The organism is Superficieibacter sp. HKU1 (assembly GCF_029319185.1).
GTDB lineage: Bacteria > Pseudomonadota > Gammaproteobacteria > Enterobacterales > Enterobacteriaceae > Superficieibacter.
The window spans coordinates 588,663-602,412 of the sequence record NZ_CP119754.1 but is presented as its reverse complement, the minus strand read 5'-3'; the positions used below and the strand labels follow the sequence as shown (position 1 = coordinate 602,412).

General features: G+C 56.5%; 9 protein-coding genes. 4 read left to right on the top strand and 5 right to left on the bottom strand.

Features of this window, described 5'->3' with window-relative positions:
• The first annotated feature begins 134 nt into the window (after positions 1–134).
• The gene (gene ppa / locus P0H77_RS02920) at positions 135–662 is read left to right on the top strand and encodes an inorganic diphosphatase (protein WP_103675641.1); all 528 of its coding nucleotides are present in this window, start codon (positions 135–137) and stop codon (positions 660–662) included.
• 42 nt (positions 663–704) lie between these two features.
• On the opposite strand, the gene P0H77_RS02915 is transcribed toward ppa, so the two are convergent.
• A complete protein-coding gene (locus tag P0H77_RS02915; RefSeq protein ID WP_276163502.1) occupies positions 705–1,628 on the bottom strand; it encodes a TIGR01212 family radical SAM protein in 924 nt (307 codons plus the stop codon).
• Between the two features lie 675 nt (positions 1,629–2,303).
• Between P0H77_RS02915 and gltB the strand changes: the two genes are divergently transcribed.
• From gltB to P0H77_RS02900, 3 genes are all read left to right on the top strand, one after another.
• The gene (gene gltB, locus P0H77_RS02910) at positions 2,304–6,764 is read left to right on the top strand and encodes a glutamate synthase large subunit (protein WP_276163501.1); all 4,461 of its coding nucleotides are present in this window, start codon (positions 2,304–2,306) and stop codon (positions 6,762–6,764) included.
• Between the two features lie 9 nt (positions 6,765–6,773).
• A complete protein-coding gene (gene gltD, locus P0H77_RS02905; protein ID WP_276163500.1) occupies positions 6,774–8,192 on the top strand; it encodes a glutamate synthase subunit GltD in 1,419 nt (472 codons plus the stop codon).
• 201 nt (positions 8,193–8,393) lie between these two features.
• The gene (locus P0H77_RS02900) at positions 8,394–9,464 is read left to right on the top strand and encodes a PDDEXK nuclease domain-containing protein (RefSeq protein ID WP_276165033.1); all 1,071 of its coding nucleotides are present in this window, start codon (positions 8,394–8,396) and stop codon (positions 9,462–9,464) included.
• Between the two features lie 126 nt (positions 9,465–9,590).
• Here the strand turns inward: P0H77_RS02900 and nanQ are convergent, their stop codons facing one another.
• From nanQ to nanR, 4 genes are all read right to left on the bottom strand, one after another.
• Positions 9,591–10,058, bottom strand: coding sequence for an N-acetylneuraminate anomerase (gene nanQ / locus P0H77_RS02895; protein ID WP_276163499.1), 468 nt, complete (start codon positions 10,056–10,058; stop codon positions 9,591–9,593).
• A gap of 267 nt (positions 10,059–10,325) precedes the next feature.
• Positions 10,326–11,816 carry an MFS transporter gene (locus tag P0H77_RS02890; protein WP_276163498.1) on the bottom strand — a complete coding sequence of 497 codons (1,491 nt, stop codon included), beginning with the start codon at positions 11,814–11,816 and terminating at the stop codon, positions 10,326–10,328.
• 106 nt (positions 11,817–11,922) lie between these two features.
• Positions 11,923–12,816 carry an N-acetylneuraminate lyase gene (gene nanA / locus P0H77_RS02885; protein ID WP_276163497.1) on the bottom strand — a complete coding sequence of 298 codons (894 nt, stop codon included), beginning with the start codon at positions 12,814–12,816 and terminating at the stop codon, positions 11,923–11,925.
• A 134-nt stretch (positions 12,817–12,950) separates the two neighbouring features.
• Entirely contained in the window at positions 12,951–13,721 is a 771-nt protein-coding gene (gene nanR, locus P0H77_RS02880; protein WP_276165032.1) for a transcriptional regulator NanR, read from the bottom strand.
• Positions 13,722–13,750 lie beyond the last annotated feature (29 nt).

Here is a 13,750-nt window from a genome sequence, read left to right as displayed (position 1 = left end):
GATTTTCCTGTCATGAAAAGGACGTCAAAGCATGTTCTGAAAAAAGAGGGGCGAGAAAAAGAGGTCAAGACATTCCGTGCCAGTTGGCTATAATACCGGGCACTTGTTTGCCATACATTTTAAAGGAAACAGACATGAGCTTACTCAACGTCCCGGCCGGTAAAGATCTGCCGGAAGATATCTACGTTGTTATTGAGATCCCGGCGAACGCGGATCCGATCAAATACGAAGTCGACAAAGAAAGCGGCGCGCTGTTCGTTGACCGTTTCATGTCCACCGCGATGTTCTATCCGTGCAACTACGGCTACATCAACCACACCCTTTCTCTGGACGGTGACCCGGTAGACGTTCTGGTCCCGACCCCGTATCCGCTGGAGCCAGGTTCTGTGATCCGCTGCCGTCCGGTTGGCGTGCTGAAAATGACCGACGAGTCTGGCGAAGATGCCAAACTGGTTGCGGTTCCGCACACCAAGCTGAGCAAAGAATACGATCACATTAAAGATGTGAACGACCTGCCGGAACTGCTGAAAGCGCAGATCACCCACTTCTTCGAGCACTATAAAGATCTCGAAAAAGGCAAATGGGTTAAAGTCGACGGCTGGGACAACGCTGAAGCGGCAAAAGCAGAAATCGTGGCCTCTTTTGAGCGCGCGAAGAAGTAATCTCTGTTACGAATATTCAGCCCGGCCACAGCGCCGGGCTTTTTATTGCCCGCTCCACGGCCGTCCCAGCGCGCTGCCCTGTACGCCATATTCGTTCAGGTACTTATCCAGCTCGACCATCCCTGTCCAGCGGTTTTCGCACCACAGCGGGGCCAGCAGCGTCGGGCGGCGGGCGCTGGCGGAGATACGGTGGAAAATCACCTCGGGCGGCGTGTGGCGGATCATCTCGCCTGCCGTCACCGTGTAATCTTCCAGTGCAATGCCGTTCAGTCGGCCCGCTTCCCACGCTTTCGCCATGATGCTGCCTTTCACGATATGCAGGGGGTGAAGCTTGATGCCGTCAACGCCGGTTTCAACGACGCGTTCCAGCGTTTGCAGGCATTCGCCCTGCCCTTCGCCCGGCAGGCCGACAATCAGGTGCGCACAGACGTTCAGGCCGCGCTCGCGCGCCAGGCGGGTGGTTTGTTGATAACAGGCGAAATCATGGCCGCGGTTAATACGGTGCAGGGTTTTATCCTGCGCGCTCTGCAACCCCAGCTCCAGCCAGATTTCATAGCCCTGCTCTTTATAGTCGCTGAGCAGATCGAGCACCGCCTCCGGCACGCAGTCCGGACGCGTGCCGACGCACAGTCCGACAATACTGGCCTGGCTCACCGCCTGCTGGTACATCGACCGCAGCACCTGTACTTCAGCAAAAGTGCTGGTATAGGCCTGAAAGTAAGCCAGATAGCGTTTAGCGCGGTTGACCAGCATGCCCTGATGGGCGAGCTGGTCGGCAATAGAGCGATACTGCTGCGCTTCGTCGGCAAACGAGGCGACATTACAGAAGGTGCAGCCGCCGCGCCCGATGGTACCGTCACGGTTCGGGCAGCTAAAACCGCCGTGCAGCGCCAGCTTATGAACTTTTTCGCCATAGCGACGCGCAAGATCCCCACCAAACATATTGACTAATTTTTGTAACTGCATAATCTGATAGACCGCCCTGATGAATAGGGCCAAGCCTGCCATTTTTAGCCGCTGTCGGCGATGACCTGGATCAATCGCCCGGGACGGCTTTTATCTATTGAATAATCAGTCACAATTACCGCTATTTCATGCACGTATCAGGTAATGACTTTTGCTTATAGTCGACAAAAATATTTCATTTCTTACGTCAGCATTTAAAAACAGTGCAATCACGCAATACCTTGCGATTTATGCAGCATAAAATGCTGACCACACGCTAATAATAAGCAAAATAGATTTGCAGCGTGCTTCTCTGATAGTGAGACAGATCACACTCTTTCAGCCTCTGATATAGCGCTTAATGCGGTTTTATAAACTTTATTTTTAAGTAATTTCAAATGATTAGCACGCGTTTAGCACATTTTTGCATAAATAAGAATGTCATTTGACCTGTGTACCAATTCCCGATAACTTGGAAATCCGCTGGAAGCTTTCTGGATGAGCCGCTGGCTTATCATATTTATGCAGTAATTGAGATTCCCTCTTAAGCAAGTCCTCAACACTTGTGTGACCTACGCGAAATGGATATTTAAAGAGGGCGAATGCGAGGCAGGTCAGCCCCGTCGCCATGCTCTTTCTGTGCCCGTGCGCCGCAGTCAGGAGGGTCTCCCGTAGAGCCTGGGGAGGTTCACTGATATGTTGTACGATAAATCCCTTGAGAAGGATAACTGTGGTTTCGGCCTGATCGCCCACATAGAAGGCGAACCTAGCCACAAGGTAGTGCGTACCGCCATACACGCGCTGGCCCGCATGCAGCACCGTGGCGCGATCCTCGCCGATGGTAAAACCGGTGACGGTTGCGGCCTGCTGCTGCAAAAACCCGATCGTTTCTTCCGCATCGTTGCCGAAGAACGCGGCTGGCGCTTAGCCAAAAATTACGCCGTTGGGATGCTGTTCCTGAATAAAGATCCCGAGCTGGCAAAAGCCGCGCGAAATATCGTTGAAGAAGAACTTCAGCGAGAAACGCTGTCGATCGTTGGCTGGCGCGAAGTACCGACCAATGAAGGCGTCCTCGGTGAAATCGCCCTCTCCTCTCTGCCGCGTATTGAGCAGATTTTTGTCAACGCGCCTGCGGGCTGGCGTCCACGCGATATGGAACGCCGCCTGTTCATCGCGCGCCGCCGCATTGAAAAGCGTCTTCAGGAAGATAAAGATTTCTACGTTTGTAGTCTGTCTAACCTGGTCAACATCTATAAAGGTTTGTGTATGCCGGCAGATCTGCCGCGCTTTTACCTGGACCTCGCAGACCTGCGTCTGGAATCGGCCATTTGCCTGTTCCACCAGCGCTTCTCCACCAATACCGTACCGCGCTGGCCGCTGGCACAGCCGTTCCGCTATCTGGCGCACAACGGTGAAATTAACACCATTACCGGTAACCGCCAGTGGGCGCGCGCCCGTACCTATAAGTTCCAGACGCCGCTGATCCCGGATCTGCACGATGCTGCGCCGTTCGTCAACGAGACCGGCTCCGACTCCAGCTCCATGGATAATATGCTTGAACTGCTGCTGGCGGGCGGGATGGACATCGTGCGCGCCATGCGCCTGCTGGTGCCACCCGCCTGGCAGAACAACCCGGATATGGACCCGGAGCTGCGTGCCTTCTTCGACTTTAACTCCATGCATATGGAGCCGTGGGATGGCCCGGCAGGTATTGTAATGTCTGACGGTCGCTACGCCGCCTGTAACCTCGACCGTAACGGTCTGCGTCCGGCGCGCTATGTGATCACCAAAGATAAGTTGATCACCTGCGCCTCAGAAGTGGGTATCTGGGACTACCAGCCGGATGAAGTGGTCGAAAAAGGCCGCGTTGGTCCGGGCGAGCTGATGGTGATCGACACTCGCGGCGGGCGCATTCTGCACTCGGCGGAGACCGATGACGATCTGAAAAGCCGTCATCCGTATAAAGAGTGGATGGAGAAAAACGTCCGCCGTCTGGTGCCGTTTGAAGATCTGGCCGACGATCAGGTCGGCAGCCGCGAGCTGGACGACGATCTGCTTGCCAGCTACCAAAAACAGTTTAACTACAGCAACGAAGAGCTGGATTCAGTGATTCGCGTGCTGGGTGAAAACGGTCAGGAAGCGGTCGGCTCAATGGGTGACGATACCCCGTTCGCCGTGCTCTCCAGCCAGCCGCGCATTATTTACGACTACTTCCGCCAGCAGTTCGCGCAGGTGACCAACCCGCCGATCGATCCGCTGCGCGAAGCGCACGTCATGTCACTGTCGACCAGTATTGGCCGCGAGATGAACGTCTTCTGCGAAGCGGAAGGCCAGGCGCACCGTCTGAGCTTTAAATCGCCGATCCTGCTGTACTCCGATTTCAAACAGCTCACCACCATGACCGAGCATCACTACCGTGCGGACGTGCTGGATATCACCTTCGATGTGACGGAAACCTGCCTCGAAACCACGGTGAAGGCGCTGTGCGATAAGGCCGAGCAGATGGTCCGCGAGGGCACCGTGCTGCTGGTGCTCTCCGACCGCAACATTGCCAAAAACCGTCTGCCGGTTCCGGCTCCGATGGCGGTGGGTGCGATCCAGACCCGTCTGGTCGAGAAGAGCCTGCGCTGCGACGCCAACATTATTGTTGAAACTGCCAGCGCGCGCGATCCGCATCATTTTGCGGTGCTGCTGGGCTTTGGCGCGACGGCGATCTACCCGTACCTTGCCTACGAGACGCTGGCGAAGCTGGTTGACAGCAAAGCGATTGAAAAAGCGTACCGCACGGTGATGCTGAACTACCGTAACGGCATCAATAAAGGTCTGTATAAGATCATGTCCAAAATGGGCATCTCAACGATTGCCTCCTACCGTTGCTCGAAGCTGTTTGAAGCGGTCGGTTTGCATAAAGATGTCTCCAGCCTGTGCTTCCAGGGCGCAATCAGCCGTATCGGCGGCGCAGGTTTCAGCGACTTCCAGCAGGATTTACTGAACCTGTCGAAGCGTGCCTGGCTGGCGCGTAAGCCGCTGGAACAGGGCGGGCTGCTGAAGTATGTCCACGGCGGCGAATATCACGCCTATAACCCGGACGTGGTGCGTACTCTGCAACAGGCGGTGCAAAGCGGCGAGTACAGCGATTATCAGCAGTACGCGAAGCTGGTTAACGAGCGTCCGGCGGCCACGCTGCGCGATCTGCTGGCGATTAACCCGAATGGCGAGGCGGTAAGCCTCGATGACGTTGAACCGGCGACGGACCTGTTTAAACGCTTTGATACCGCGGCGATGTCTATCGGTGCACTCAGCCCGGAGGCGCACGAAGCGCTGGCGGAAGCGATGAACAGTCTCGGCGGTAACTCCAACTCCGGCGAAGGCGGCGAAGATCCGGCGCGCTACGGCACCAATAAAGTGTCGCGCATCAAGCAGGTCGCCTCCGGTCGCTTTGGCGTCACCCCGGCATATCTGGTCAACGCCGACGTTATTCAGATTAAAGTCGCTCAGGGCGCGAAGCCGGGCGAAGGCGGTCAGTTACCGGGCGATAAAGTTACCCCGTACATCGCCAAACTGCGCTACTCGGTGCCGGGCGTGACGCTGATTTCCCCGCCGCCGCACCATGATATTTACTCTATCGAGGATCTGGCGCAGCTGATTTTCGACCTGAAACAGGTCAACCCGAAAGCGATGATCTCCGTGAAGCTGGTCTCCGAGCCGGGCGTGGGGACTATCGCCACTGGCGTGGCGAAAGCCTATGCGGATCTGATCACCATCGCCGGCTATGACGGCGGTACCGGTGCCAGCCCGCTCTCCTCGGTGAAATACGCCGGCTGTCCGTGGGAACTCGGCCTGGTGGAAACCCAACAGGCACTGGTCGCCAACGGTTTGCGACATAAAATTCGTCTCCAGGTGGACGGCGGACTGAAAACCGGACAGGACATTATTAAAGCGGCGATCCTCGGCGCGGAAAGCTTCGGCTTCGGCACCGGACCGATGGTAGCGCTGGGCTGTAAATACCTGCGTATTTGCCACCTGAACAACTGCGCGACCGGCGTGGCAACCCAGGATGAGAAGCTGCGTAAGAACCACTATCACGGTCTGCCGTTCAAAGTGACCAACTACTTTGAGTTCATCGCCCGCGAGACCCGCGAGCTGATGGCGCAGCTCGGCGTGAAGCGTCTGGTGGATCTGATTGGCCGTACCGACCTGCTGAAAGAGCTGGACGGATTTACCGCCAAACAGCAAAAACTGGACTTAAGCACACTGCTGGAGACCGCTGAGCCGCATCCAGGCAAAGCGCTGTACTGCACCGAGCACAACCCGCCGTTCGATAACGGCGTGCTGAACGCGCAGCTGCTGGCAAATGCTAAACCGTTTGTCGACGAGCGCCAGAGCAAAACGTTCTGGTTTGATATTCGCAACACCGACCGTTCGGTGGGCGCGCTGCTCTCCGGCTATATCGCGCAGACGCACGGCGATCAGGGACTGGCTTCTGATCCGATCAAAGCGCACTTCAGCGGTACCGCGGGCCAGAGCTTCGGCGTGTGGAACGCAGGCGGCGTGGAGCTGTATCTGACCGGCGATGCCAACGACTACGTGGGCAAAGGCATGGCGGGCGGTCTGCTGGCGGTGCGTCCGCCGGTCGGCTCTTCCTTCCGCAGCCATGAAGCCAGCATCATCGGTAACACCTGTCTGTACGGCGCGACCGGTGGTCGTCTGTATGCAGCAGGCCGCGCGGGAGAGCGTTTCGCGGTGCGTAACTCCGGGGCGATCACCGTGGTGGAAGGTATTGGCGACAACGGCTGTGAATACATGACCGGCGGCATCGTCTGTATTCTCGGCAAGACGGGCGTCAACTTTGGCGCGGGCATGACGGGCGGCTTCGCCTACGTGCTGGATGAAGACGGTGAATTCCGCAAGCGCGTGAACCCGGAACTGGTGGAAGTGCTGAGCGTCGATGACCTCGCCATTCACGAGGAGCACCTGCGCGGTTTGATCACCGAGCATGTGCAGCATACCGGCTCTTCACGCGGCGAAGAGATCCTGGCGCACTGGTCAGCCTTCTCGACGAAATTCGCGCTGGTTAAACCGAAGTCCAGCGATGTTAAAGCACTGTTAGGTCACCGTAGTCGTAGCGCAGCAGAGCTGCGTGTGCAGGCGCAGTAAGGGGTCATTATGAGTCAAAATGTCTATCAATTTATCGACCTGCAGCGCGTTGATCCGGCCAAGAAAGCGCTGAAGATCCGCAAAATTGAATTTGTTGAAATTTACGAGCCGTTTTCAGAAGGCCAGGCCAAAGCGCAGGCAGATCGCTGCCTGTCCTGCGGCAACCCCTACTGTGAGTGGAAGTGTCCGGTACATAACTACATCCCGAACTGGCTGAAGCTGGCCAACGAAGGGCGTATTTTTGAAGCGGCAGAATTGTCGCACCAGACCAATACCCTGCCGGAAGTGTGCGGTCGCGTGTGCCCGCAGGACCGCCTGTGCGAAGGCTCCTGTACGCTGAACGACGAGTTCGGCGCAGTCACCATCGGCAACATCGAACGCTATATCAACGATAAAGCGTTCGAGATGGGCTGGCGTCCGGATCTGACCGGCGTGAAGCAGACCGGTAAGCGAGTCGCGATTATCGGTGCGGGTCCGGCGGGCCTGGCCTGTGCCGACGTGCTGACGCGTAACGGCGTGAAGGCGGTGGTCTTTGACCGCCATCCGGAAATCGGCGGCCTGCTCACCTTCGGCATCCCGGCCTTCAAGCTGGAGAAAGAGGTGATGACCCGCCGCCGTGAAATCTTCACCGGCATGGGTATTGAGTTCAATCTTAATGTCGAAGTGGGCCGCGACGTCCAGCTTGACGATCTGCTGGCGGAGTACGATGCGGTATTCCTCGGCGTCGGCACCTATCAGTCGATGCGCGGCGGGCTGGAAAATGAAGACGCCGACGGCGTGTTCGACGCCCTGCCGTTCCTGATCGCCAACACGAAGCAGATCATGGGTTTCGGCGAGACCAGCGACGAGCCGTATGTCAGCATGGATGGCAAACGCGTGGTGGTACTCGGCGGTGGCGATACCGCGATGGACTGCGTGCGTACCTCCGTCCGTCAGGGCGCGACGCACGTCACCTGTGCCTATCGTCGTGATGAAGAGAACATGCCGGGCTCCCGCCGCGAAGTGAAAAACGCGCGTGAAGAAGGCGTCGAGTTCCAGTTCAACGTGCAGCCGCTGGGCGTGGAAGTCAACGCTAACGGTAAAGTGTGCGGCGTGAAGATGGTGCGTACTGAAATGGGCGAGCCGGATGCCAAAGGCCGCCGTCGTGCGGAAATTGTCGCCGGTTCCGAGCACATTGTCCCGGCGGATGCCGTAGTCATGGCGTTTGGTTTCCGTCCGCACAGCATGGAGTGGCTGGCAAAACACAGCGTCGAGCTGGATTCCCAGGGCCGTATCATCGCGCCGGAAGGCAGCGACAACGCGTTCCAGACCAGCAACCCGAAAATCTTCGCCGGTGGTGACATCGTGCGCGGATCGGACCTGGTGGTGACGGCGATCGCCGAAGGCCGCAAGGCGGCGGACGGGATTTTAAACTTTATGGAAGTGTAAACCTCTCAGGCCCCCTGACAACAATCATGTTGATAGACGGGGGGCCAGTTCTTTTCCGCGCACCTGTGCCATTTCCTGAAAGCTGCTCGCAAATATCGATGCAAATGAATGTAATACACCTGGCACGGATTGACCGCATTAAACTCCGGGCGTATTGATAGCAATATATTTTCATTCCGTTACTATCACGTCAGGGAAAACATGACCCCCATATCAACTCAACCCACTGATGACTATCAGCAAATTCATGACGGCATAATTCATCTACTGGACAACGCCAGGACAGAGACTGTCCGCAACATTAACGCAATCATGACGGCAACCTATTGGGAAATTGGCCGCCGAATTGTGGAATTTGAACAAGGTGGCGAAGCGCGAGCGGCTTACGGTACTCAGCTTATCGAACGGTTGTCCGTAGATTTAAGCCAGCGCTATAAACGCGGATTTTCCACAGGAAACCTGCGCCAAATGCGGGTATTTTACCTTTGCTTTCAACATATTGAAATTCAGCAGACAGTGTCTGGTGAATCTTCAAACCTGCCACAATTGGGCAAAATTTTCCCGCTTCCCTGGTCTGCCTATGTACGCCTGTTATCGGTTAAAAACAGCGATGCCCGTGCCTTTTACGAGAAAGAAACGTTGCGCAGCGGCTGGTCGGTGCGACAGCTTGACCGACAAATTGCCTCTCAGTTTTATGAACGCACGCTGCTATCCCATGACAAATCAGCCATGTTAGAGCAGGATGCGCCCGGTGTGGCTGAGGTCACACCTGCACAGGCAATACGCGATCCCTTCATTCTTGAGTTTCTCGATCTTAAAGATACTTATTCTGAATCGGATCTTGAAGAAGCGCTGCTCAATCACCTGATGGACTTTATGCTGGAGCTGGGCGACGACTTTGCCTTTGTGGGCCGCAAGCGCCGATTACGCATAGACGATAGCTGGTTTCGCGTAGATCTGTTGTTTTTCCATCGCCGCCTGCGCTGTCTGCTGATTGTTGACCTGAAAGTCGGTAAATTTAGCTATGCCGATGCCGGGCAAATGAATATGTACCTGAACTATGCCAAAGAACACTGGACAATGCCGGGCGAGAACCCACCTGTCGGATTGATTCTGTGTGCAGAAAAAGGCGCTGGTGAAGCGCACTATGCCCTGAACGGGTTGCCCAATACCATCATGGCGAGTGAATACAAAGTGCAGCTCCCTGATGAAAAATTACTGGCTGAGGAACTTGTGCGCTCACAAAATCTGTTGGAGACACGTCAGCCATGATCCCAGAGGCCGCCAGATATTGTTCCTGCGACTCGATTCGCCACGGGCGGGACATTACCGAGACGGTACCATCCCAGCCGGAAGTCGTGACGTTCAAGCGCTATCCGACACCATCTCGCTACGTTGTCAGGCCTGTAATACGCTGGCGCGCACCTTAATCACCACCTTCTTAATGTCTGCCGACGCGTTCACAACGCAGCCCGGTTTATGCGGCTCGCCCGGCATAAAAATCGCAAACATTCCCGGCTTTAGTGTGATGGCCTGCTCATCGGCAATCTGGCTGCAAAGCTGATAATCCTCTGCAACATCCATCTCTTCGCACTCGCGGGCAGAATCGGTCATGCCAAAGAGAATGTGCTCTTCCCCCGCCAGCAGTAGCTGAATATCAATGTACTGCTGATGCAGCTCCGCTTTCTTTTGCTCCGGAGACTGCGTGACAAACTGCATAACATTCATAAAGATATTCTCGCCCTGTAGCTCATAGCGCCCCGGCGCTTTCTCCTGTGGCCTTGCGGCGATGGCCAGCGTGAGCGCATTCAGCAGTAGCGGATGCAACCCCGTGGATGAGAGCGAACGTAGATCGCCTGTCACCATATTTTTTCCTCCTGGGCCAACAGCGCGGCGGCCAGTTTCGTGCCGCCAATATCAATCGCCAGCGTGGTCATAACACCGCCTTTTGTAGCGCCGTGTGTAACACGGGCAGATATGAGCAACGATGTCGGGTTTCTTCATCGGCCTATTAAGTATCGGCTGGCAGGAGGCAGTCAAACCGTCAGATCCCGCCATTCTGTTATTCAATTTTTCAAGTACAGTCATCATGACATCCCCGGCGAAATGCCCGGCACGCGCCGGGCTTCCTGGTTAGCTCTTACTTTTCATTAAGCCGTTTTTATTGCCGCCAAACGGTACCGCGCCGCTAAACGGCTTACCGTCGATCGCATCATGCGTGCGTAGCGCTTCCGGGCGGATCCAGCGCTGGACGCGCGTTGGCATGTCGAGGCCGATCAGCAGGATCACTACGAAGGTGAGGCCAAAGGAGAGCGAACCGAGCGCGGTGCCCAGATCCAGTCGTTGCGCGATCAGCGCCCCGAGGATCGGGGCCAGCGCGCCGCCCAGCGCCCCCACGTTGTAGGTAAACCCCAGCCCTGCTGCGCGTTGATCCGTTTCGAAATAGCCGCCGATCAGTTTCGGTAAGATCCCCGAGATCCCCTGCCCCAGCATCTGCTGAAAGAAGAGTAATAAGCCAAGCACCCAGACGTTTGTGCCGCCAATCGCGAACACCGGAATGATCAGCAGCTGTGAGGCCAGCAGGCTACAGACATAGGCTTTGCGGGTGCCCAGCCAGTCGCCGAGAAAACCACCCACGCAGCAGCCTACCGCCGCGCCGAAGCCGCTGAAGAACAGCACGTTGGCGACCGTATGCGGGTTATAGGCCAGCTCGGTTTTCAGATAAGTCGGCAGCAGCGCCTGAATAGGCCACGAGTAGAGGAAGGCAAACAGCACCACCACCATCAGCATGACGCCGGTCGGCCAGCGTTTGCCGCTGCTCTGCACCATAAAGCTGATGAAGATGATGGCGCACACCAGGCCCAGCAGTGCCACCAGCCCGGCGATACGCGCTTCGCCAGCGAAACAGTACCACAGCGACGCGCCCGCAACGCAGGTCATGAGGATGTTTATCACCCGATGCTGGCCGCGGTAGAGAATATCGACCATCGTGCGTACCGGCGCTTTACCTTCGTGTTTCGCTTTCCAGTCTTCGGCCTCCGGGATGTTTTTACGCAGCCAGAGCGCGAAGACGATGGGGACAATGCCGATGAAAAAGAGCGCGCGCCAGCCCCAGACCGGCACCACCAGGCTATAGACCTGTGCGGCGACCACCGCGCCAACGGAGAAGCCGGAAATCAGGAAGCCGCTGGCTTTATTGCGCAGCTGTTTTGGCCAGCTTTCAATGACATAGGTGGCGCTGGAGCCGTATTCCCCGGCCATCCCCATGCCGATCACCAGGCGGGCGATAAACAGCGAGGTGTAACCCGGCGCAAAGCCGCAGGCGAGCGTGCCCATGGAAAAAAGAATGATGCTGGTGACCATCGCCAGGCGACGGCCATAGCGGTCGCCCAGCGCGCCGAGCATCAGGCCGCCGAACCAGCGAGAGATAAAGGCGGCGGAAATCAGGCTGGCCGCCTGAACTGTGGTCAAACCGAATTCACCCTGTACTTCGGTCAACACCAGGGCAATCAAGACAAAATCAAAACCATCAAGCAGATACCCCAACCAGGCGGCGGAAAATGCCCGCCACTGCGCCCGGTTAAGATGGCGATACCACGGGATATTCTGGGCTGTAGTACTCATGGTGAGTCTCCCGCGGTGGGCTGTGCCCACACGCTTTGGTATGAATATGATAGAGATGCCTTAACGGATGCAGGCCAGCGACACGTTAGCGCCGTCCGGCCAATACTTATCCGCGCTCCTGCATCAGCTGCTGCGCCAGCGTTTTCAGTTCCGGCAGATATTTCTCTTCTACCGGTGCGAACGGTTTGCGGCACAGCGGGACAGAGACCACATCCATGTAATGCAGCACCGTTTTCAGCCCGCGGAAGACGCCTACTTTGATCAACAGGTCGATCACTTTGTTACACTCGCGCTGTAACTGCTGCGCCTTCGCAATATCGCCCTCTTCCAGCGCCTGCACGATCCCCTGGTAGCGCCAGCCCATAATGTTATAGGTGCTGCCGATCCCACCGTCTGCACCGGCCAGCAGACCAGACGCGAAGATTTCGTCGTAACCGTTGTAAAGCACCAGATCCGGATGCGCGCGGCGGATCTGCTCCATCTGAAAAAGATCGCCCGAGGTTTGCTTCAGCGCGCCGACGCCCGGCAGGGTGACCAGCGTTTTGATCTGATCCAGCGTCAGTTTTACCCCACTGAGCGCCGGAATGTTGTAGACCACCATCGGTAATCCATCAGCGGAATCGATAATTGCACGATAGTGTTCGCAGTGCTCATCAAAGCTGAACGGGTAGTAGAACGGCGTGACCGCCGAGACGGCATCAAAGCCATAGCGTTTTGCGGCAGACGCCAGCTGCTGGCTCTCCGCCGTACTGACGCAGCCAACGTGGGCAATCAGGGTGATTTCGCCTTTCCCCTCTTCCGCCACGATTTCAAGCACTTCTTCGCGCTCTGCCAGGCTCTGGACAAAGGCTTCCCCAGTAGAGCCGCCAACGTAAAGGCCGTCAATGCCCTGCTCAATGTTGAACCGTACCAGGCGGCGCAGGCTGGCTTTATCTATCTGCTGCTGGGCGTCGAAAGGGGTGAGAAGGGCGGACATCACGCCCCGTAAATGGTTAGCCATACATACCTCGTAGTGATATTTTATTGGATTAACTATATACCTTTATACCTGTTATACCAGATCACTTTTGCGGCAGCGTAATATCGAAAGCTTATTGTGCGATCAACTTCACTAAATCGATCGCAATTAGCCGATCATTGACGGGATTTTTTGGCCTTGCCGAAGGCGTGCCAGGTCGCAGAGACGCTATTGAGGTGAGTTTGCAGCGCCCGATCCGCGTCGTCCGGATCGCGGGCGCGGATGGCATCGACAATGGCGATATGCTGTTGATAGCTAACGCTGTTGTGCTCATGGAGCTCTTGATCCGCTACTTTTGGACGGGCCGCTATCAGCCAGTCGAGCAGCGCGACGTGGATCGCCATAAAGATCGGATTTCCTGGGATCTCCGCCAGCACACGGTGGAAGTCGACATCGGAGCGAATAAACTGCACGTTGTTGTCCAGCGACTGGCTGTTGATCTCCAGCGCTTTACTCAGCAGCGCGATTTGTTCATCGGTGGCGTGTTCGGCGGCGTAGCGCACCAGGCTCGATTCAAAGAACAGGCGCAGCTGTTCGAAGTGGGCGATACCGCCGGGATGCGAGAGAAAGTCTTTCGCCATGCCGGAAAGCTCGCCAATGATGGTGTCCGCTGAAGGGCGGGAAACACGCGCGCGTTCACCGTTGCTTATTTGCACCAGCCCTTTGCGTTTAAGCGCCGCCAGCGCTTCGCGCACCGAGGGGCGGCCCACGTTAAAGAAAGCCATCAGCTCGCGCTCGGAAGGCAGTTGCTCGCCTTCGCCAAACTCGCGACGGCGGATCATCTGCTCCAGCTCCTCTTCCACCATCTCAGAGAGTTTTTTGCGCGCCAGCGGGCGGCGAAAGCTACGGCCGATGAGGGTTGTCTGTTCTTCGCCTGATGTCTTCATAAACGCCGGGTTACCATGAGTATCAATCA